Origin of the sequence: Synechococcus sp. 65AY6A5, from assembly GCF_002760415.1 — a bacterium.
Lineage (GTDB): Bacteria > Cyanobacteriota > Cyanobacteriia > Thermostichales > Thermostichaceae > Thermostichus.
Window position 1 is genome coordinate 2,023,052 of record NZ_AXUW01000001.1, and the last position, 19,677, is coordinate 2,042,728.

At 62.9% G+C, this 19,677-nt stretch carries 19 protein-coding genes; 5 read left to right on the forward strand and 14 right to left on the reverse strand.

Annotation, left to right across the window (positions count from 1 at the left end; genetic code table 11):
• Window positions 1-13: 13 nt before the first annotated feature.
• The 3 genes from SYN65AY6A5_RS09655 to SYN65AY6A5_RS09665 all read right to left on the reverse strand — a co-directional run bounded on the left by SYN65AY6A5_RS09655 (window position 14) and on the right by SYN65AY6A5_RS09665 (window position 2,569).
• Window positions 14-364: a DUF1257 domain-containing protein gene (locus SYN65AY6A5_RS09655; protein WP_011429224.1), complete on the reverse strand. Its 351-nt coding sequence runs from the start codon at window positions 362-364 to the stop codon at window positions 14-16.
• Window positions 365-495: 131 nt separating this feature from the next.
• Complete coding sequence (locus tag SYN65AY6A5_RS09660) at window positions 496-2,007, reverse strand: AAA family ATPase (RefSeq protein WP_011429223.1); 1,512 nt, start codon at window positions 2,005-2,007, stop codon at window positions 496-498.
• A gap of 190 nt (window positions 2,008-2,197) precedes the next feature.
• Complete coding sequence (locus tag SYN65AY6A5_RS09665) at window positions 2,198-2,569, reverse strand: hypothetical protein (RefSeq protein WP_011429222.1); 372 nt, start codon at window positions 2,567-2,569, stop codon at window positions 2,198-2,200.
• A gap of 176 nt (window positions 2,570-2,745) precedes the next feature.
• On the opposite strand from SYN65AY6A5_RS09665, the gene SYN65AY6A5_RS09670 reads away from it, so the two are divergent.
• Window positions 2,746-2,952, forward strand: coding sequence for a hypothetical protein (locus SYN65AY6A5_RS09670; protein WP_041438058.1), 207 nt, complete (start codon window positions 2,746-2,748; stop codon window positions 2,950-2,952).
• On the opposite strand, the gene SYN65AY6A5_RS09675 is transcribed toward SYN65AY6A5_RS09670, so the two are convergent.
• The 3 genes from SYN65AY6A5_RS09675 to pheT all read right to left on the reverse strand — a co-directional run bounded on the left by SYN65AY6A5_RS09675 (window position 2,949) and on the right by pheT (window position 8,407).
• Window positions 2,949-4,772, reverse strand: a complete 1,824-nt coding sequence (locus SYN65AY6A5_RS09675) for an ABC transporter ATP-binding protein (protein WP_099812530.1) — start codon at window positions 4,770-4,772, stop codon at window positions 2,949-2,951. The genes SYN65AY6A5_RS09670 and SYN65AY6A5_RS09675 overlap by 4 nt on opposite strands.
• A 160-nt stretch (window positions 4,773-4,932) precedes the next feature.
• Window positions 4,933-5,829: an acetylglutamate kinase gene (gene argB, locus SYN65AY6A5_RS09680; protein ID WP_099884609.1), complete on the reverse strand. Its 897-nt coding sequence runs from the start codon at window positions 5,827-5,829 to the stop codon at window positions 4,933-4,935.
• Between the two features lie 100 nt (window positions 5,830-5,929).
• Entirely contained in the window at window positions 5,930-8,407 is a 2,478-nt protein-coding gene (gene pheT, locus SYN65AY6A5_RS09685) for a phenylalanine--tRNA ligase subunit beta (protein ID WP_099884305.1), read from the reverse strand.
• Window positions 8,408-8,503: 96 nt separating this feature from the next.
• Here pheT and SYN65AY6A5_RS09690 point away from each other — a divergent pair, with 96 nt between their 5' ends.
• Window positions 8,504-10,291, forward strand: a complete 1,788-nt coding sequence (locus SYN65AY6A5_RS09690; RefSeq protein ID WP_228375402.1) for a DUF3352 domain-containing protein — start codon at window positions 8,504-8,506, stop codon at window positions 10,289-10,291.
• Window positions 10,292-10,301: 10 nt separating this feature from the next.
• Here the strand turns inward: SYN65AY6A5_RS09690 and SYN65AY6A5_RS09695 are convergent, their stop codons facing one another.
• On the reverse strand, window positions 10,302-10,763 hold the full coding sequence (locus SYN65AY6A5_RS09695; protein WP_276307391.1) for an ATP-binding protein: 462 nt from the start codon (window positions 10,761-10,763) through the stop codon (window positions 10,302-10,304).
• A gap of 125 nt (window positions 10,764-10,888) precedes the next feature.
• Between SYN65AY6A5_RS09695 and SYN65AY6A5_RS09700 the strand changes: the two genes are divergently transcribed.
• From SYN65AY6A5_RS09700 to SYN65AY6A5_RS09710, 3 genes are all read left to right on the forward strand, one after another.
• The gene (locus tag SYN65AY6A5_RS09700; protein WP_240527287.1) at window positions 10,889-11,116 is read left to right on the forward strand and encodes a cytochrome b6f subunit family protein; all 228 of its coding nucleotides are present in this window, start codon (window positions 10,889-10,891) and stop codon (window positions 11,114-11,116) included.
• A 241-nt stretch (window positions 11,117-11,357) separates the two neighbouring features.
• Window positions 11,358-11,687 (forward strand): HU family DNA-binding protein, encoded by a 330-nt coding sequence (locus SYN65AY6A5_RS09705; RefSeq protein WP_240527754.1) that lies wholly within the window; start codon window positions 11,358-11,360, stop codon window positions 11,685-11,687.
• Between the two features lies 1 nt (window position 11,688).
• Window positions 11,689-13,155: a DASH family cryptochrome gene (locus SYN65AY6A5_RS09710; protein WP_099884307.1), complete on the forward strand. Its 1,467-nt coding sequence runs from the start codon at window positions 11,689-11,691 to the stop codon at window positions 13,153-13,155.
• Here the strand turns inward: SYN65AY6A5_RS09710 and SYN65AY6A5_RS09715 are convergent.
• The 7 genes from SYN65AY6A5_RS09715 to thrC all read right to left on the reverse strand — a co-directional run bounded on the left by SYN65AY6A5_RS09715 (window position 13,152) and on the right by thrC (window position 19,589).
• A complete protein-coding gene (locus SYN65AY6A5_RS09715; protein ID WP_240530501.1) occupies window positions 13,152-15,053 on the reverse strand; it encodes a hypothetical protein in 1,902 nt (633 codons plus the stop codon). The genes SYN65AY6A5_RS09710 and SYN65AY6A5_RS09715 overlap by 4 nt on opposite strands.
• Before the next feature lie 374 nt (window positions 15,054-15,427).
• The gene (locus SYN65AY6A5_RS14460) at window positions 15,428-15,838 is read right to left on the reverse strand and encodes a C39 family peptidase (protein ID WP_240531025.1); all 411 of its coding nucleotides are present in this window, start codon (window positions 15,836-15,838) and stop codon (window positions 15,428-15,430) included.
• A gap of 7 nt (window positions 15,839-15,845) precedes the next feature.
• On the reverse strand, window positions 15,846-16,697 hold the full coding sequence (locus SYN65AY6A5_RS09720) for a C39 family peptidase (RefSeq protein ID WP_240531026.1): 852 nt from the start codon (window positions 16,695-16,697) through the stop codon (window positions 15,846-15,848).
• A 16-nt stretch (window positions 16,698-16,713) separates the two neighbouring features.
• On the reverse strand, window positions 16,714-17,322 hold the full coding sequence (locus tag SYN65AY6A5_RS09725; RefSeq protein WP_168174250.1) for a DNA-3-methyladenine glycosylase: 609 nt from the start codon (window positions 17,320-17,322) through the stop codon (window positions 16,714-16,716).
• On the reverse strand, window positions 17,319-17,594 hold the full coding sequence (locus SYN65AY6A5_RS09730) for a ubiquitin-like small modifier protein 1 (RefSeq protein ID WP_011429210.1): 276 nt from the start codon (window positions 17,592-17,594) through the stop codon (window positions 17,319-17,321). Before SYN65AY6A5_RS09730 ends, SYN65AY6A5_RS09725 begins: the two co-directional genes overlap by 4 nt.
• A 36-nt stretch (window positions 17,595-17,630) precedes the next feature.
• Complete coding sequence (locus tag SYN65AY6A5_RS09735; protein WP_099812536.1) at window positions 17,631-18,155, reverse strand: fasciclin domain-containing protein; 525 nt, start codon at window positions 18,153-18,155, stop codon at window positions 17,631-17,633.
• Between the two features lie 93 nt (window positions 18,156-18,248).
• Window positions 18,249-19,589, reverse strand: a complete 1,341-nt coding sequence (thrC, locus tag SYN65AY6A5_RS09740) for a threonine synthase (protein ID WP_240531027.1) — start codon at window positions 19,587-19,589, stop codon at window positions 18,249-18,251.
• Between the last annotated feature and the right edge of the window lie 88 nt (window positions 19,590-19,677).

Here is a 19,677-nt window from a genome sequence, read left to right on the forward strand (position 1 = left end):
GACGGGATCCGGCTTAGTGCATCACCACTTTAACGTTGGCGTTGTTCAAGCCAGGGCGCTTCACCTCGGCCAAGGTCTTGTTGACGGCGTACTTCTGGTTGATGGAGTTGATCAACTCGGTTTGGTTGTGCTTCTTGGCCACGCCCCACAGATCGGCGATCAGGTCGTAGGAACCGTCGGGGTTCTTGGACCAGCCCAGATCGTAGTCGCCCTCCAACTGGGCCACGATGTCGGCACGAACACGCTGGCCGTTGTAGCCACGCACATCGGCGTTCAGCTTAACGGTGTAGCCGAGATCGCGCAGGGAGTTAACCAGGATCTGGCCATCGGTGATCTTGGTGCGCAAGGTGCTAAAATGAGACATGGTGTTTCTCTCCTTTGTGTATGTGTAGGGGTTGGAACATCAACACAAACAATGGGCAACGCCTAGCGGGGAAGGTTAAGCTTTAGCCGTCTCTGCCTCTGCCAAGGCGATTCTGGCCTTTCACCCCCCTGCTAGAACTCCAGCCGCTGGTACTCGGCTACAGAGGCTGCTGCAGGCCGAGCCCGCTGCTGGGCCCATTCCCTCAACGCTACCACTTGCTCCGTCATGGTGCGAGATAGCGGTTGAGTTGCTTTCGTTGCTGCCAAAATGTCCAGTTGGGTAAATTCGCGGTTCTGGGCAAACGCTTCGTACATGGCAGCAATCAAAACTTGTTCGATCTCCGCGCCGGAGAAGCCCTCGCAGGCGGCGGCTAGCTGGCGCAGATCAAAGCGGCTGATGTCGCGCCGCCGCTTCTTCAGGTGGATCCGGAAAATCTCCATGCGCTCGTTAATGTTGGGCAGATCCACGAAGAAAATCTCGTCAAAACGGCCTTTGCGCAGGAATTCGCCCGGCAGGCGATCCACGCGGTTGGCCGTGGCCATGACAAACACCGGCGAGCGCTTCTCCTGCATCCAAGTGAGAAAGGAGCCAAAGATACGACTGGAGGTGCCGCCGTCGGAGTCGCTGGAACCTGCCGCTCCGGCGAAGGCTTTGTCCAGCTCGTCGATAAAAAGGATGGCCGGCGCCAGCGATTCAGCAGTGCGCAGGGCGCTGCGCAGGTTGGCCTCCGACTTGCCGACCATAGAGCCATCGTAGACCCGGCCCATATCCAGGCGCAGCAGCGGCAGGCCCCAGAGGCGGGCGGTGGTCTTGGCGATCAAGGACTTACCACAGCCAGGTACGCCCAGAATCAAGAGTCCCTTGGGCTGAGGCAAGCCATAGGCGCGGGCCCGCTCGGTAAAGGCCTCAGAGCGCTGCAGCAGCCAGCGCTTTAACTCCTCTAGGCCGCCGACGGCGTCGATGGTCTCGTCTTCTTCGATGAATTCGAGGATGCCGTTGCGCCGGATCAGCTGCTTTTTCTCAGAGAGGATGATATCCACCTCTGCCTCGCTGAGGCGGCCGTGCATCACCACCGCCTTGCGGTAAACTTTTTCCGCCTCGTCTTGCGTTAGGCCAAGGGCTGCCTTGACCAGCTTTTCCCGCGCCTCAGGGCTCAGGGATCCGCCGCGGGGAAGCTGCTCCAACTGCCGGTTGAGGGTGCGCTCCAGGGTGGCCATGTCCGGCAAGGGAAAGTCCACCACGCAAATGTCTTTTTCCAGCTCGACGGGAATTACCTGCACCGGCGACATCAGCAAGATGGTTTTGTGGGATCCCTTCAAGCTGGCGATGGCATCGCGCAGCCAGCGTTTGACTTCGGTGTTGTCCAAAAAGTCGTGCAGATCTTTGAAGACGCAGATGGCGGGATCTTTTTGCTCCATCACCCACTGAATAGCCGGCTGGGGGGATTGGGTGTTGTGCTGGGTGAGGCTGCGGGGGTTGCCGTATTCAACAATGCCGTGGGTAACCGTCCAGACAAACAGGCGCCGCTGCGGCTTGAGGGTGCGAGCGATCGCCGCCAGAGCTGCCTCCGCCCGTTCTTCCTCTGGAGTGACCAGGTAGAGCAGTGGGTATTGAGCTTGGATGAGAATGCTGAGCTCTTGCATGGGAAACACCAACTGCGCGGAGGGAAATCTAAGCGAAACCGACAGAAAGGAAGGAAAACGGCGTCTGGAGTTTGCCTGTCTTCAAAGTACTTGAGATATCCTGACTTGCTCTTTACTAACCCTTGTTTTATACCCCTCCTGTCTGCTCAAGCTCACAAAGAGGCATACCTTTGAAACAGCGCAAAAAGCCTTAGCAGGGCACCAGCTCGTCTTGTCGTTGCTCTTCGGAGGCCGAGGCCGCTCCCCAGTATTCCGGCTCCACCTCTTCGAGGATGGCTTCAGAAGCGGACTGCTGGTGAAGCGAAACCACCTCCCCATTGCGGATGACAAACGGATGGCCGCACTCAGGGCAGCGGTGGACGCGGTAGGCGCTGCCTTGCACCCCTTCGATGACCTCCGGGTGAAGCAGGTAGAAGGTGAGGGCCTTCTCCGCTACTGCCGACATCGGCTCCCGCTCCACGGCAGCCCGAATCTTCAGATTCCGGTGCAACTCGGGTGGGAGATACAACGTCACCTTTTGCTTGGCCTCTGCGCCTTCCAGAACCTCTGGCCGCTGACTCATGGCTAACTGTTTCTCGTTGTATGCCGGACTTGCGGTTCATGATAGCTAGTCTGCCGCCTTGACAGCAAGTTTTTAATAATCTGTAACAATTTTCTCGGGAATTGCTCAGGCTTGCGGAGATCGCTTGCCGGCGGAGTAGGCTAAGTAGGAGACTCAAAGCGGAACGAGCAGTCCCCATGGAACGCCTGATCAACACCTTCAGCAAAAACTTCTCCACCTGGAGCCGTCGGTTTCTGGTGCAGGCCGGCGACGGTTTGGCCAGCCTGAAAGACACGGCTTTAGATAATGGCAATCTGCTCCTCTGCAAAGCCCGCATCGCGCTTGCGGATGCCAGCTTCACCACCCTGCGGGCGCTTCGGTCTCGCTTTGGTTCTGGTCGCTAGCTGCCCAAATCTTGCAGCCGGTAGAGGTGGGCGTAGAGCCCGTTGAGGGCCATGAGCTCGGCGTGGGATCCCTGTTCTTTCAGTTCCCCTCGCTGCAGCACGAGGATGCGATCCACGTGGCGGATGGTGGAGAGGCGGTGGGCGATGATCAGGGCGGTGCGATCCCGCAGCAGGGTTTCCAGGGCGGATTGGATCAGGGCCTCGGTGCCCACATCTAGGCTGGCGGTGGCCTCGTCCAAGACCAAGATTTTCGGATCCCGCCACAGGGCCCGCACAAAGCTGATGAGCTGTTTTTGGCCGCTGGAGAGGTTGCTGCCCCGCTCCCGCACGGGGGTGGCGTAGCCCTGGGGCAGATCGCGGATGAGCTCGTGCAGGTGGAGTTGACGGGCCACCCGCTCCACTTCTGCCAGCTCGCCCTCCTCTCCTAGAGTGATGTTTTGCTGGATATCTCCAGAGAACAAGAATCCATCTTGCAGGATCACGCCCAGGTGACGGTGCAGCTCGGCCTGAGGCAGGTGGCGAATGTCCACGCCGTCGATGCGGATGCAGCCGCGAGTTACTTCGTAAAGGCGGCAAAGTAGGCGAATGATGGAGCTTTTGCCAGCGCCGGTGGGCCCCACGAGGGCGACCTTTTCGCCGGGGCGGATGGTGAAGCTGAGGTCTTTGAGCACCCACTCGCCGGGGTTGTAGGCAAACCAAACATGCTCGAACTGCACCTCTCCTTTGGCGGTTGGGGGCAGGTGGCGGGGGCTGACGGGATCCCGGATGGCGACGGGCAGGCGGAGGATGTGGTCGATGCGTTCCACGGCGGTGAACCCCGCCTGCAGGGCGGTAAACTTTTCCGCCAACTGGCGCAGCGGGTTGAAAAAGCGCTGGGAAAAGAGGATGAAGGCGTAGAGGCTGCCGAAGGTGAGAGGTTCTCGGGGCAGGGATCCCAGCCACTCCCCCCTGCCGGCTGCCAGCACCTGCTGCCCGCCCACCCAGAGGAGAGCGGCCACCGCCAGCCAGGCAACCCACTCCAAAACGGCGGAAAGGGCAGCGTCGTAGAGGATGGTCTGATCCACCTCTTGGATGTAGCGGCGGTTGATGGTTTGAAAAATCTCGCTGTTGAGCCGCTCCCGCCGAAACAGTTGCACCACGGCAATGCCCAAGACGTTTTCCTGGATCCAGGCGTTGAGCTTAGAGAGCTCTTCCCGCACGCGAAAGTTGGCATCGCGAAAGCGGCGCTGCAGCTCGACCACTACAGCGCTGGCTGGCAGGACGATGAGGATCAGCAGCAGGCCCAGATCCCAGCGCTGGCTGAGCATCACCACCCCGATTACCAGCAGGGTAAAGAGGTCGCTGACGATGCCGACCGCGCCGGTGGAAAACACATCTCCCAAGGCCTCCACATCGCTGGTGATGCGGGTGATCAACTTGCCCACCGGGGTGCGATCGAAAAATTGGGCCGGCAGGGCCAGCACGTGGGCGAAGAGATCGTTGCGGATGTCGCGGGTCATCAACTGCCCCAGCTTCTGGCTGCTATACCCTTCCAGGGCCTGAAAAACCCAGCGGGCCAGCAGGGTGAGGATCAACAGGCCCGCGTAGGGCCAGAGGCCGGCGAGGATCCCACTGTCGCCTTGGGCAAGCGCTTGGGCGATGGGGCCGTCCAGGGCCCGCTGCAGGATCAACGGCTGCACCGCATCGGCTAGGGCCAGGGGCGGCAAAAAGGCCAAGGCCGCCAACAACAGCTTCAGGTGCCGACGGGCATAGGGCCAGAGCAGCCGCAGCAGCCGCCAGTCGCTGCGGGGATCCCTGGAGGAAGAGGTAGCAAGGCTCACGGACTTCTACCCAAGAACGCTGATGACACCTCGTGGAGATTGGCGCGCGCCAGCAAGGAGCTGGGGCCCAGCTAAACCCGACAAGGGTCCGCCAAGCCGTGGTTCAATGTCTCAGCCATGGGCGCAGATCCCATTGCCGCACCGCTGTCGCGAACGAAGACTAGAGGGAAGCTCCGTTCCCCAACTGGGCAGAGAACTGAGAAGGGATCATCTTGGTGCCCACACCGGCATCGGTCAGCAGCTCCAGGAGCAGGGAGTGAGGGGAGCCGCCATCCAGGATGTGGGCAGCGCGCACCCCTTGGGCCAAGGCGCGAATGCAGCACTGCACCTTGGGGATCATTCCCCCTCTGACCACCCCTGTCTGGATCAACTGGCGGGCCGTCTCGATATCCAGGAGCGTAATCAGGGAGCTGGGATCCTCAGGATCCCTGAGAATGCCTGGGGTATCGGTGAGGAGGATTAACTTCTCTGCCCCTAGAGAGGCTGCCAGCTCCCCGGCCACGGTGTCGGCGTTGATGTTGTAGGCTTGGCCGGTCTCGTCAGCGGCCACACTGGCAATGACCGGGATCTGGTTGCCCTCTAGCAGAGTGTGCAGCACCTGCGGGTTGACGCTGCTCACCTCCCCCACAAAGCCAATTTCCGCTCGACCCTGGGAGCGAGCTTTAATGAGGTTGCCATCCCGGCCACACAGCCCCACCGCCGATCCGCCAGCCAAGCTGATGAGCTGGACAATCTGTTTGTTGACTTTGCCCACCAGCACCATCTCCACCACCTCCATGGTGGCGGCATCGGTTACCCGTAGGCCGTCGACAAACTTGAAAGGGATGTCCAGCTTCTGGAGCCAACTGTTGATTTCCGGCCCCCCGCCATGCACCAGCACCGGCCGAATGCCGACACAGGCAAGAAAAACAATATCCCGCAGCACCTCAGCTCGGCGCTCCTGCTGCACCATGGCGGCGCCGCCGTATTTGATGACCATGATGCGCCCCTGGTACTGCTGGATGTAGGGCAGGGCTTCGAGGAGAATCTGCGCCCGTGTTAGGGGATCACAGGCCACAGCCTGAGAGCTGGTTGCTGCCGAAAGAGAGGCGTTGCTCTGCACGGCCAAAAGTCCCGTGTAAAACTTCCCGAAGATCGTACTAGAAACTAGCAGACGGCTAGCTGCGCAAGGTAACCGGAAAGTGCTTTTCTAGCTGGGCCCTCACCTGGTTTTGCGCAGCTTCCACTTCGGCATCGGTGAGCGTGCGATCCAGAGCGCGGTAGACCAGCCGGAAGGCCAGACTGCGCTGCCCCGGCGGTACCCCTTGGCCGCGGTACTCGTCGAAAAGCTGTACCGACTGCAGCAGAGGGCCTGCCGCCTGGCGGATTACTTTCTCGATGTCTGCCACCGACAGCTCCAGCGGCGCAAAGAAGGCAATGTCCCGGGCGGAGGCGGGGAAAGGGGAAAAGGGGGAAAATTGCACCCGGCCCCGCTTCTCCAGGCTGGCCAACAAGGGATCCAGATCCACCTCAAACCCATAGACCTCCTCCGGCAAATCCTTCTCCTGGCAAAGGCGGGGGTGCAACTGCCCAAATAGGCCAATGCGGGATCCCTCAATCCAGATGCCGGCCTGTCGACCGGGGTGCAACAGCGGCGATTGCGCCTCGGGGGGATCGGGGCGAAACTCAGAAGTAAACCCCAGCCGCTCCAGCGCCGAGACCAAGAGCCCCTTAGCCTCAAACCAGTCCATGGGCCGGCTGTGGTGCCGCCAGTCATTGGGGTTGAGGTCCCCGCCCAGGATGCCGCCCAAGTGCTCCGCCTCCTGATAGGGCTCAGGGCTGGAGGGAGGGGCATAGGCAAAGACGTGGCCAATCTCAAAAGCCTGCAGCGGGCCGTTGCCCTGATCCCAGTTGAAGCGAAAAGCCTCCACCAAGCCCGGCAACAGCGCCTTGCGCACAGCGGAGTACTCGGGGGAAAGCGGATTGGCGATTTTGACCAAGGAGCTGTCCTCCTCTGCCGGACAGAGGGAGATGTGGTACACCTCCGTCAGGCCGATGCCCCGCATCACCTCGCGAATTTGCCGGGTCAAAGTTTCCCGTGCAGAGAGGGATCCCACCTGCGGCTCCGTGGGCAGGGTTTCCGAGAAGCGGTCGTAGCCGTAGAGACGGGCAAATTCCTCAATCAAGTCGATCTCCCGTTCGACATCCCGCAGGCGGTAGGGGGGAACAGACACCTGCCAAACGCAGCCGGCCACGCCCGCTGTCTCCGTAGCAGGGAGGGGGGGAGCCTCCGGGGCAACTGCCTGACAGCGGGAAAGCTGAAAGCCCAAGGCCGGCAAGATCTCCTCCACATCCTCTGGCCGCACCTCTTCCCCCAACACGTCGATGAGGCGCGACAGCCGCAGCTTCAGCGTCCGCTCCAGCGGTGGCCGTTGGTCAAAGGTGGTGAGGCCAACCACCGATCCTCCCGCCAGCTCCAAAATCAACTGCACCGCCCGATCCCGCGCCAGGTCGAGGGTGGCAAAATTAACCCCCCGCTCATAGCGGGCCGAGGCTTCCGTGCGCAGTCCCTGCGAGCGGGCCGAGCGGCGCGTCACCACCGGGTCGAAGAGGGCGGCCTCCAAAAAAATGCTGGTGGTGGCCGAGCTCACTTCTGTCTCTTCTCCCCCCATCACACCTGCTAGGGCTACCGGCTGGCCGCCGGCCACGATGAGATGGCTTTCAGGGTGCAAGGTGCGGGTTTGGCCGTCCAGGGTTTTCAGGGTTTCTCCCGCCTGGGCAAAGCGCACCTCAATAGTGGGCTTCTTCTTGCCCATGACCTGCAGCAGGCGATCCCAATCGAAGGCGTGCAGGGGCTGGCCCCATTCCAGCAAGATCAAGTTGGTAACATCGACAACATTGTTGATGGAGCGCATGCCAGCGGCGGCCAGGCGATGCTTGAGCCAGTCGGGAGAAGGGCCGACCTTCACTCCCTCGATCAACACGCCACTGTAGGCGGGGCAGGCCTTGGCGTCGGCAATGCGCAGGTTGAAGTTGGGGATGGGCTTGGCCTGTAGGGGCTGAACCGGCGGCAGGCGCAGCGGGTTGCGGGTGAGGGCGGCCACCTCGCGGGCGATCCCCACCATGCTCAGAGCATCGGCGCGGTTGGCGGTGGAAGTGAGATCCAACACCACATCGTCCAGGCCTAGCAGCGGGCGGGCGTCAGACCCCAGCGGGTGGGCCTTGAGATCCAAATCAGGCGGAAATTCGTGGATCCCTTCCGAAGCCCTCTCCAGCCCCAGCTCGGCCAAAGAGCAGATCATGCCTTCCGAGAGCACTCCCCGTTTCTCCGCTTTGGCAATGGTCAGGTTCACAGCGGGCAGATGAGTGCCCGGCGTGGCCACAGGAACCAGCAAGCCGGCGCGGGCGTTGGCCGCTCCGCAGACGATGGTGGCCGGTTGCTCAGATCCCAAGTCCACCTGGCAAACGCGCAGCTTGTCAGCATTGGGATGGGGCTCGGCGGCTAGGATCCTGCCCAGCACCACCCCTTCTGCCCAACTGCGGCGATCTTCAATCTCCTCCACCTCAAACCCCACCAGAGTGAGGGCTTCTGCCAATTCTTCCGGGGAAAGCTCAAAGTCCACCAATTCCCGCAGCCACTTCAAGGAAATGCGCATCGCTGAGCCATCGCTGCAAACGCCGCACCCATTATCGCTCACTCCGAGTTCGGGCCAAAGGCAAGCAAGGCGCGCAAACTTCCCCTCGCAGGTAAGATGGTTACGCCGTGCCGAGGTACTGGCATCGAGGCAAGACGGCGCGTCTTTCAGGCTGTGGATGTGGGTATGGGACAACGGCAACTCTTGCGCGGGATCCTGATCGGTCTGGGCCTTCTGGCTGCCCTGGTGGTGTGGGCTATCACCTGGCTGCTCACCCAAAGCCCTCTGGCTTTGTTGCTATCTCGCCCGGCGCTGCCGCCGATTGTGGGCCTAGCTCCCCGTTCCACCCAGGCGCTGTTGCTGCTGGCCGCCCCTCTCGAGGATTTGCAGGCATTTTGGCAAGCGGCAACCCCCGCTTCCCAGCGACGCGCCACTCGTCAGCAGTGGCGGAAGTTTTTCTCCGGCGCAGGCCCGGGCTGGTTGGGAGCCATGCTGGCCGGGGGAGCCCTGGATTTCGAGCGGGAGGTGCAGCCCTGGCTGGGGAAAAGCACCCTCTTGGCCAGCTTGCCGGAGTGGGGCACCTTGGTTGCCTTGGAAACTCGCGACGCGGCGCTTGCCCAATTCGAGCTGAACCTGTTGTGGGAGCGGCAGAGCTTGGCCGGCTTGCCAGTGCAGGTGGATACCTACAAGGGCATTCAGGTGGTGTCCAGCCCGCTTCCGGAGTTGCAGGGGTTCACGGCAGCCCTTTTCGGCGAGCGCTATGTGCTGCTGGCAGAACAGGCTGCTGCCATTCGCGCCGCCATCGATGCGTGGCAGTTGCCGCAGTTGTCGTTGGTGAGCAAGCCGCAGTTTCGGCAGGTGATCCAGCCGCTACAGGAGGCGCATGTGGGTTGGGCTTTCTGGCAAAATCCGGAATCGCCCTCTCCCGACGCTCTGGCGTTGCAGGCAGTGGGGCTGGGGCTAGGGGTCAACTTTCGGGGGTTGGTGGCCGAAACTGCCGCCCTTTGGCATACGCCTGCTGAGTTCGCTTTGCCGACGGTAGAAGCTTTTCATCCGCAGGTTATTCGGCATCTGCCCGACGAGACGCTAGCGCTAATTTCCGGACAGAACTGGGCCAACCTTTGGCAGAGCTTGGGGCGGATGCAACCCCTGAGCCTCTTCGGCCTGCGGCTGGATCCCGGCCAATGGCTGCAGCAGTTGCAATTGCAGGTGGAGCTGGACTGGCAGCACTTGTTGCCGGAAAGGGGAGAGTTCGCCCTTGCCTTTTTGCCCACGGATGGGGAACTGGCCTGGCTGTGGGTTGGCAAGAGGCCGGATGCGCCAACGCTGGATGAGCGGGCAATCGCCCAGGGCTGGCAGGTGGTGTCGATTGCAACTAAGCATGGCACCGCCACTGTCTGGAGCAAGCCGGCGGCCCAGCCGCAACCCCAGCCAAGCCACTCCACGCCGCGAGAAGACATCCCCCTCTTGGCCGGTGGGCTGCTGCAGGTCAGCGGCAGGGGAGGCTCTCCCCGGGTGCAGGCGGCAGAGGCTCTTCCCCAAGCCCTGCCCGCCATCCCGGAAGCATCGCCTCTCTCGGCCCAGGTGTACCACACCGACCGGGAAGGCTACTCCTACCTGGCTTCTTCTTTGGCGGCTTTGGAAGCGGCCCTGGCGGATCCTCCCTTGAGCGCCAGCCGCGCCTGGCGCCGCCTGGTGGCCCCCCTGCCCCACCGCAACCTGGGCTATGGGTACGGATCCCTGGGGGTTCTACCGGAAACTTGGCTGCCCCAACTGCAGGGATCCCGCTGGTCGTCCACGCGCCTGGCCTTCGCCACCACTGCCCTGACGCTGTCCGAGGCTCCCTATCCGGATCGGGGGCACTGGCTCCTCCAGAGGGGCAAGCTATTTTGGCAGTGGTACTGAGTGGAGCCCGTCAAACTATCCAGGGATCCCGGCAGCCGGGGTGAATGTACTTGCCCAAGTAGAGCTGGTTGCCCGTCTCGTTCCACTGCACAAAGTCGAAAATTTGGGTGAGCAGGAGCATTCCCCGCCCTGACTCTTCCGTTTCCAGGATGCCGCAGCGGCAGCGGTTTAGCTCCTCCTGGGGACGAAAGCCGGATCCCTGATCCCGCACCAGCCACTGATAAAACGGCTCGGAGCTGGCGTATTCGACGATCACCCTCTTGTTGGGATCCAGGCCATTGCCGTGGCGAACGGCATTGATGATCGCCTCTTGCAGGCCCAAACGCACCTCCGCCCTCCAGGGGGGGGGAACTTTGGCAATCAACAAATCCAGAACCGGCTGGGTATAGAGGGTGGAGGGAAAGCTGATAACGCTCCAGGAGCAGTGGGCTGGCTTGAGGGAGAGGGCAATCACAGGGGCAGTCGGGGGCACAACGCTCTTTTTCCATCCTAGCCAATCCCCGTTGGCCTCAGCCCGGTCGGGCCAGATTCCGGCAGGGATCCTTTTTGGCGTACCATCTTGAGTGGTAAAGCTCTTCGCGGTTACCCTGATCGACTATGGTGATCAAAGTTGGGGATAAGGTTAGGGTGCGCTCTATTCAGGATCGCGGACAAGAAGAGGTGAGCGCGCTGGTGGGCAAGGAGGCTGTGGTGCTGGCACGGCGGGTGGTCGATGGCAGTGGCATCGGCTACATTTTGGAATTTCCCGATCGCTCCCGGCACTGGTTTTTCGAGAGCGAGCTGGAAGTGGTCGATTCCGGCCACGCCAAGGATGAGCCGAGTTGAGCAGTCTGGCTACCGGCTAGACAGTGGATTAGTGGCAGTTGCGGTGTCGGATCCTCTCTGCGTGTAAGTTGCCGCAAGGTGGCCGCCCCAGCTCTCAGTTTCCTCAAGCCTACATTTCAGCTTCAGGTAGCCGGCCTGGGAGATGCCGTTCTCTTTTCCGATGGAGTTCTCGCCATATCAGGTTGGGAGCATCAAGCTCAGGGCCGCTGTTGTCCCGTTGCCATTGTCTGGATAAGTGGTCGTGGCTTCTCTTCCCCATTTGAATCGTCGTTTGCTGGCCCGCCAGATGGCCGCCCAGGTGGATGGCCTGACCGTCAAAATGGCTGCCGCTGCCCTAGAGGCCATGCTAGACAGCATCAGCCAATGTCTGGCGGAAGGAGGATCGGTGCGGCTGGCGCGCTTTGGCACCTTCTCGTTGCGCTACCGCCCGGCCCGGCAAACCTATCACCCGCGCACCAAGGCCCCCATCCACATCCCCGCTGCCCAGGTGCCCCATTTCGTCCCCAGCCCGGAACTGGGGCGACCCAGGAGGGATCCCCAAGAAGAAGCGGAAGCGCTGGCATCCGTCTAGAATGGCCGTTTTGCTCTGGTTTCGCACCGATTTGCGCCTGCTGGATCACCAGCCGCTGACGCGGGCTTGCCAGCAGGGATCTCTCCTCATTCCCCTCTATTGCCTAGATCCGCGCCACTTTGGACAGACGGCCTTTGGCTTTCCCAAGACCGGCTCTTTCCGCGCCCAGTTCCTGCTGGAGAGCCTGGCCGACCTGCGGCAGCAGCTCCGGGCCCGCGGCTCTGACCTAGTCATTCGCCAAGGCCAGCCGGAGCAGGTGATCCCGGCCCTGGCGCGGGAGTGGGGGGTGGAGGCCGTCTATGCCCACGAAGAGGTGGGCACCGAGGAGGAGGCGGTTGCTGAGGCCCTGCAGCAAGCGCTGCAGCCCTTGGGGATCCGGCTCCATCTGGACTGGGGTCACACCCTCTACCACCCCGAAGATCTCCCCTTTGCCCTGGCAGACCTGCCGGAGGTGTTCACCCGCTTCCGCCAGCAGGTGGAAGCCAAGGCCGCCATTCGCGCTCCCCTGCCCATCCCCTCCCTGCCGCCCCTGCCGCCAGGGCTGGACCCTGGCCCTCTGCCCACTCTGGCGGAGCTGGGGTTGAGCTTGCCGCCGCCGGATCCCCGCGCCCGCTTTGTCTATGCCGGCGGCAGCACCGCCGCCCAGGCCCGCCTGCAGACCTATATCTGGGATCTGGACCGGCTGCGCGTCTACAAAGAAACCCGCAACGGCATGCTGGATCCCAACGACAGCTCGCGCCTTTCTGCCTGGTTGGCGTTGGGCTGCATCTCCCCTCGCGTTGTCTACGCCGAAGTCAAGCGCTACGAGGAGGAGCGGGTGCGCAACGAATCCACCTACTGGCTGGTGTTTGAGCTGCTGTGGCGGGACTACTTTCGCTTCATCTTGGCCAAGCATGGGGCCAAGCTGTTTCGCCCCGCAGGGATCCAAGGGATCCCCATCCCCTGGCAGCAGGACTGGGACCGCTTTCAGGCTTGGTGCCGCGGCGAGACCGGCTACCCTCTGGTGGATGCCAACATGCGGGAGCTGGCCGCCACTGGCTTTATGTCCAACCGCGGGCGGCAGAATGTGGCCAGCTTCCTCACCAAGAACCTGGGGATCGACTGGCGCTTGGGGGCGGAATGGTTTGAATCGCTGCTGATTGACTACGACGTGGCCAGCAACTACGGCAACTGGAACTACACCGCCGGCGTGGGCAACGATGCCCGCGGCTTTCGCTACTTCCACATTCCCAAGCAATCCCGCGACTACGATCCCCAGGGCCACTACCTGCGCCACTGGCTGCCGGAGCTGGCCGGAATCCCGGGGGACAAGATCCACGAGCCCTACCGCCTCAGCGCTGCTGAGCAAAAGCAGTTTGGCGTGCGGCTGGGGGTAGACTATCCCCGCCCCGTGGTGGATTTGGGAAAGTCCCTGCAGGCCAGTCGGCGGGCTTACGAAGCGGCCCTGGCCCGTCACCGTCGCACCTAGGGGGATCCCCTCGAAACGGGAGTGGCGGGCTGGGGGACGACGCGGCTAAGACGCCGCAAGCCAGGCAGGCCAGCATCCACCACCACCAAGCTGCCGTCTGGCAAGGCAAGTAGAGAGCCAGGCCGCTGGAAGCGAGCTGAGACCACCGGGCCATCCTGCCAGCCCGGCTCATCCCCCCCGGCCAGGGTAGAGACCTGCCCGCTGGGCTGAAGACGGCGAATGCGGCGGTTGTCTTGGTCAGTCAGCCAGAGGACCCCCGCACTGTCGAAAGCCAGCCCCGCAAGGGTTTGAAAACGGGCCTCCGCCAGAGGGCCATCGCGGTAGCCTGCTTCCGCCTGGGAGAGGGTGGTCAGGTGTCCGTCGGCAGAGAGCCGGCGCAGGCGATGCCTATCGGCAATCCAGAGGCTACCCGCCTTGTCCACTGCCAGAGCTGTCGGCTCCAGAAGCTGGGCTTGGTCTGCCGGCCCATCCGCGGATCCCGGCTGGCCGGTGCCAGCGGCCGTCGTCACCTTGCCCGTGGGAGTGATGCGGCGGATGCGACGATTGGCGCGATCGGCCACGTAAAGGCTGCCGTCTAGACCCAAGGCCAGGCCAAAGGGCTCGCGAAACTGCGCCTCGTCGCGCTCTCCATCTCGGTGGCCGGCTGAACAGGTGCCGGCAAAGGTGCTCACCCGCCGCTGTCGGCTGATGTAGCGCAGGCAATGGTTGCCGCTGTCGGCCACCCACAACCCCCCCTTGGGATCCCAGAGCAGCCCCTGGGGAGAGTCGAACTGCGCCTGATCCGCTGCTCCGTCTCGATGGCCGGCCTTGCCACTGCCCGCCCACACCTCCAGTTCCCCTTCGGGAGAAAGCCGAAAAATCCGGTGCTGGGCCGGGTCAGCTAAGTAAAAGAATCCTTCCGGGTCGACGGCAATGCCGCCGATCTGTCCGAGGGAGAGTCTGGACTCGCCGCCGCTATCGGAGGCGCTGTTCCCGGGGTTAACTGCCGAGGAGGTGCGGCCATGCAGCAAGGTCTCCACCCGCCAGGCTGAGGCTGCTGCCGCAGTAGGGGTGGGTGAGGGGGTAGGGGCCGGCCACTCGTAAACCAGGGTTCCCAACCCCTGCCCTGCAGCATCGGCAACGGCCACCCAAACAGTGCCGGCAAGGGAGGCCGGCGGCATCACCGTTAGGCGGTCGTTGCTGCGGGAGCGGATCTCCCCTCTCCAGCTGCGCTCGGGATTGGCGGCTGAAGCGAAGAGAACCGTTTCTGCCCGCTCCAGATTTTCCCCCGACAGCAGCAACGGCTGGCCGGGCGCCGGCACCCCCGATCCCGTGTGCAGCAGCGGCACCTCTACCCCGGAGAGCACCAACATAGAAAGGCGGCGATTGGCACCGCCAGAGCCCCCAGAACGGGCAGAAAGGGTCAGGGATCCCTTCCCTTGTGCCAAGGTGGTGGATCCCCGGTAGGCAATGGCGCTGAGCTCCGCTTCCCCGGCAGGTGGGTTGGTAAAAGTGAAGGTGGCCGGCTGCCCTAGGCGCAGGGGCGCGTTGGCGGTCTGGCGATAGCTGCCCAGGGTAATGCTGAGATCGATCCCCTCCACCCCCGGCCAGGTGGGGGTACGAGCCAGCCAGCGATCCACCTCGGAGGCAGGGAGCTGGGCCACCAGATCGGATCCTTGTTCCTGGAGGAGCAGGACGATGCGGTTGTTGGGCACCGCCAAACCCGATTGGCGGGCCTGTTCGAGTGTGAGAGCGGCGGGGGCGAGGGGAGTTGGGGTGGAAACCGGCTGCAGGGCAGAAGGGGAAACGACGCTGGGAGACAAATTAGAGGAAGAGAGCTCGCCGCAGGCCGAGAGGGCCAGCACCAGAGCACTCAGCGCCGGCAAAGATAGCGGTGCAGGGGAAGCCCGTCGTGGCATGATGCAGCTCATCCTCTCCCACAAACTGGGAAGCGGCGGGAACCCAAACCTCCATGTCGATAGCAACTCACGTAAAAGCCGGCAGAAATTGCCCCGCTACTTTTTCTGCGGACAGCCGCGCCCCACCGCCTGCTCGGCATAGGGAAACCCCTCAGCCAGCCTCGCAGGCCTTGAACCCTAACCCTATCCATGCTTAAGCCGTCTCACCCAAGGGTGAGTTGCACTCCTCACTTCTTATTAATATCCTTACTCAAATCCCCGTCGAAAAGCCAGATGGCAATCGGATGCTCGCCAAGCCATGTTCGTTTTTGTCCGCTCGATATCCCAGCCTCTTCGAGCAGAAGCCTCCAGCCCGGTGGAAGGCCGGGGCTAACCTATGGGTCCGGAATTGGCCACCCTCGCGGATAGATCAAATAGACGGTACCCCCGGAGTGGGCCAACCACAAAGGCTCTAGCTGGTCGCGGCGGTAGGTGCGGCGAACTTCTTCGTTGGTCTTGGCCGCCGGATCGTGGAGGATGGGATCCCCTTGGCGGTCGAACCCCACCAGCACCGCCAGATGGCCGTTGCTTTTGGGGATCGGCGCCCCCTCCAGCTCGCCCTCGCCCCAGGCATAGCTGAGGATAGCCGGCACGCCGGCCGCGATCCAGGCTTCTGCCTGGGCCAGGCTCTGCAGCCGCGCCACCACGCCGGCCAAACCCCGCTCGGCGGCATGAGCCACGTTGAAGGCCCAGTTGCCGTGGCCCTGGTAAACCCGGTCGTACACCCCGGCCGCCGCGGCGCGCACCAACGGCTCACAGGGGGGGGGGATCCCGCTGCCAGTAGGCCATCACCATCGCCAAGGCAGTGGGGCTGCACCAAGCTGCTCCCCCGTCGGCATAGACCATTTGGGAACACAAGGGCAGCTCCAAGACCTGGCCCCAGCGGCTGGGATCCCCAGGGGAGAGGCGGTCGGGCTGGGCCGGCTGGTTGGAAAAGGCAACCGCCACCTGATCCACCAGGGGAGAGCGGCCCGCCTCTTGCGTGAACAGGCGCACCCTGACTTGGAAAGCCTCTGCCCCGTTGTGGGTATCCTTGAGCACCAACAAGTCCGTGTGCAGGTTGCCATCTGCGTCTTCCTGCCCGCGCACGGAGTGGCTGGCCAGGGTGGGCGGATCGGCAGCCCACACGCCGGCGTGATACCACTTCGTCCAGCGCCCCGCAAGCTTGGCCCGGATCTCCACTTCTAGCCAGGTGCCGGGAGGGGTGGTGGCATTCCAGGAGACGATTGCTTCCACCAGAGGAAAGCTGGCGGGAACTTCCGGGCTGATGGCTTCTCCCACCCAATAGCTGCCGGGGGGATGAAAAGGACGTCCGCGCAATGGCGACTGCGGCTCCTCAAGGCTGACTTCTTGCCGCCAGCTCTCTGGATCTAAGACCAATTGCCCTTGGGCGTTCAGCCGGATCCCGCGGGCTGACCAGCCCTGAAAACCTTGGGGGGCATGCCAGCGCTGCAACCTGGTGCGATAGGGGGAGTGGCGCTGGGCTTGCATTGTCAAGAGTCCTGGAGAAGTTGCAACCGGCTGGGCCAACGCGGGCAGGAGCAGCACAACGCCGCTGACCAGCCCAGACAGCCTTTGCCAGGAGTCTTTGCCTTGCGGCAGCATTGTCGGCTTGCCCCCACTAATAGTGCGACACCGCCGGATGCCCCTTAATGTACCAGCGCCACGGGAGCTCCGCACCGCGGGTAATGCCGATGCGGGTAGTTTGGACAATGGGGAACTGTGCCTCCCAAGCAGGGGATCCCTCTAGCCAAATGCCTTCCTGGCCGGCTGCCACCGGTTCCAGCCGCCAGCCATTGTGGGATCCGTCGATGCGCAGCGCTTGGCAGAGCAGGCCCGGCCCCGCCGCCACCCGCGCCGGTTTCATGCGCTTATTGGCCGGGATCCACTCCGGCAGGCGATCCAACTGGGCTGCCCGGATCAAAACCGCTGACGCGATCCCTTCCGCCTCGGTGACGATGTTGAGACAGTGGTAGAGGCCGTAGATGCGATAGACGTAGAGATGGCCGGGCGGCCCGAACATCACCTGGTTGCGGCGGGTCTTGCGGCGATAGGCGTGGCATGCCGGATCGCCGGCGGTGTAGGCTTCCGTTTCCACAATCTGCGCCCGCACCTGCAGCCCATCGGCAAATTGCCGCACCAGCACCATGCCCAGCAACGTAGGCGCCACCAGCGGCGCCGGCTTGCTCAACCACTCCCAAGCAGCCACAGCCGGCTCGGCAACTTTCATCCCCCGGCAACAGCAGGGACGATGCTCACCTCATCCCCATCCTGTAGAGGCGTGTCCGATCCCTGGAGGAAGCGAATGTCTTCGCTGTTGACATAGAGATTGACAAAGCGGCGCAATTCCCCCTTTTCATCGCACAGCCGCGCCTTGATGCCCGGATAGGTCTGCTCCAAGGCCTCCAGCAATTCCCGAACGGTGGATCCCTCGCAACTTACCACCTCCTGATCCCGGGTGAGCACCCGCAGCGTGGTGGGAATTAACACCTTGACTGCCATAAGCCAATGCTTCGTCCAGCGACCAACCTTAGAAGACTAGGGTAGCAGCACCCCGTCAATGCCGTGAATCACCCCGTTGGAAACCGGAATATCCGCCAAGTTCACATTGGCCCCGTTGACCCGGATGCTGCCATCGGCTCCCACCTGCACCCGCAGCGGCAGCCCCGCCAAGGTGGTCAGAGTGGCCGATTGGCCAGGCCGCAGGTCAAACGAGGTAATCCGCCCCGGCACCACATGATAGGTGAGGATGCGGGTGAGCTGATCCCGATTGGCCGGCTGCAACAACGTCTCCACGGTGCCCGGCGGCAGTTGCCCAAAGGCCACATCGGAAGGGGCAAAGACCGTGAACGGCCCCGGCCCCGCCAACGCCGTGTTCAGCCCCGCCGCCCGCAAAGCCGTCGCCAACGTCGAGTAGCTGCTGGGCAAAGTTTCCAGCTCAACGGCAATGGTGTTCAGCCCCTGAGGCCGAGCCGTGGGAGCCAAAGCAAGGGGGGTCAACACCGCCACTGCCACCGGCAAGCAGCGACGCGCAAAGTGACGGACAGAACGGAGGATAGGCATGGTGCAGAGCTCCTGAGCGAGTGGGTCTGTGCCAGGGATCGTAACAGTTCTTCACTAAGACGCCGTTAAGAGCCCAGGGGGATCCCTCTCGCTTCAAACCGAAGCCTCCTGCCAGTCCAGCCGCTCCAGAGTGCGGGCGCGCTCCAATGCCTGTTCAAAGCTCTCCAGCTTGGGCGAAATTACCAGCGGGTGGCCCACATGCGCCTGCACCGCCTCCTGAGTTTTCAAGCCATTACCGGTAATATAGGCTACCGTAATCGCCTCGGGATCGAGCTGGCCCGATTCGGCCAGGCGTTTGAGCACGGCAATGGTGGTGCCGCCAGCCGTCTCGGTGAAGATGCCCTCAGTCTCGGCCAGGAGCTTGATGCCGGCAATGATCTCGGGATCCGTGGCCGTCGCGATCTGGCCGCCGGTTTTGCGGGCAATCTCCAGGGCGTAGATGCCGTCGGCAGGGTTGCCGATGGCAATAGACTTGGCGATGGTGTTCGGCTTAACGGGAGTAACAAAATCCCGCCCCTCGCGGAAGGCCTGGGCGATGGGCGCACAGCCCCGGGCCTGGGCGCCGTGGAAAATAACCGGCTTTTCTGCCACCAGGCCCACCTTCACGAACTCCTGAAAACCTTTGTAAACCTTAGTGTACAGGGATCCCGACGCTAGCGGGATCACTACCTGATCCGGCAGTTGCCACCCCAGTTGCTCCGCCACCTCGTAGGCTAAGGTTTTCGAGCCTTCTGCGTAGTAGGGGCGCAGGTTGATGTTGACAAAGCCCCAGCCGTAGCGATCCGCCACCTCGGCGCAGAGGCGGTTGACCTGGTCGTAGTTGCCCTCCACGGCCATGACGGTGGGATTGTAGATGAGGGATCCCAGCACCTTGCCCGCCTCCAGATCCGCCGGGATGAAGATGGTGCAGTCCAGGCCGGCGTGGGCGGCGATGGCAGCCGTGGAGTTGGCCAAGTTGCCCGTGCTGGCGCAGGAAACGGTGGTAAAGCCCAGCTCCTTGGCGCGGGTCAGGGCCACCGACACCACCCGATCCTTAAAGCTGAGGGTGGGCATGTTGACGGCGTCGTTCTTGAGGTAGAGGTTTTTTAACCCCAGCCGCCGGCCCAGCCGCTCCGCCTTCACCAGCGGCGTCATGCCGGTGCCCACATCGATGGGCCGCTCCGAAAGGACCGGCAGGAAAGGTCGGTAGCGCCAGATGGAGAGCGGCCCGGCCTGGATGCTCTGCCGGCTGACAACGCTCTTGAGCCAGTCGTAGTCATAGACCACTTCCAGGGGGCCAAAACACAGGTCGCACACGTGCTTGGCCACCGGCTCATACTCGGCCCCACATTCCCGACAGCGCAAGCGCCTAAAGCCCACCTGGAGGGTGCGCAAGGCCGAGCTGGGCGGCAAATCGGCAGGGCTGAGCGGGCGGTGGGAAAGGGTTTGGGTCATAGGAAGCCTCAGACAGGAGAAAGGGCTGGATCTTGTTTACCCGTCGTCGAGGGCAATCTTATCACCCGCGATCGACCCCGTCAACTAA

Coding starts and splice junctions, on each gene's coding strand:
- thrC (WP_240531027.1), bottom strand. CDS start 19,589: ATGACCCAAACCCTTTCCCACCGCCCGCTCAGCCCTGCCGATTTGCCG.
- SYN65AY6A5_RS09670 (WP_041438058.1), top strand. CDS start 2,746: ATGGAACGCCTGATCAACACCTTCAGCAAAAACTTCTCCACCTGGAGC.
- SYN65AY6A5_RS09655 (WP_011429224.1), bottom strand. CDS start 364: ATGTCTCATTTTAGCACCTTGCGCACCAAGATCACCGATGGCCAGATC.
- SYN65AY6A5_RS09720 (WP_240531026.1), bottom strand. CDS start 16,697: ATGCTGCCGCAAGGCAAAGACTCCTGGCAAAGGCTGTCTGGGCTGGTC.
- SYN65AY6A5_RS09690 (WP_228375402.1), top strand. CDS start 8,504: ATGGTTACGCCGTGCCGAGGTACTGGCATCGAGGCAAGACGGCGCGTC.
- SYN65AY6A5_RS09700 (WP_240527287.1), top strand. CDS start 10,889: ATGGTGATCAAAGTTGGGGATAAGGTTAGGGTGCGCTCTATTCAGGAT.
- pheT (WP_099884305.1), bottom strand. CDS start 8,407: ATGCGCATTTCCTTGAAGTGGCTGCGGGAATTGGTGGACTTTGAGCTT.
- SYN65AY6A5_RS09725 (WP_168174250.1), bottom strand. CDS start 17,322: ATGAAAGTTGCCGAGCCGGCTGTGGCTGCTTGGGAGTGGTTGAGCAAG.
- SYN65AY6A5_RS09660 (WP_011429223.1), bottom strand. CDS start 2,007: ATGCAAGAGCTCAGCATTCTCATCCAAGCTCAATACCCACTGCTCTAC.
- SYN65AY6A5_RS09715 (WP_240530501.1), bottom strand. CDS start 15,053: ATGCCACGACGGGCTTCCCCTGCACCGCTATCTTTGCCGGCGCTGAGT.
- SYN65AY6A5_RS09710 (WP_099884307.1), top strand. CDS start 11,689: ATGGCCGTTTTGCTCTGGTTTCGCACCGATTTGCGCCTGCTGGATCAC.
- SYN65AY6A5_RS09665 (WP_011429222.1), bottom strand. CDS start 2,569: ATGAGTCAGCGGCCAGAGGTTCTGGAAGGCGCAGAGGCCAAGCAAAAG.
- SYN65AY6A5_RS09735 (WP_099812536.1), bottom strand. CDS start 18,155: ATGCCTATCCTCCGTTCTGTCCGTCACTTTGCGCGTCGCTGCTTGCCG.
- SYN65AY6A5_RS09730 (WP_011429210.1), bottom strand. CDS start 17,594: ATGGCAGTCAAGGTGTTAATTCCCACCACGCTGCGGGTGCTCACCCGG.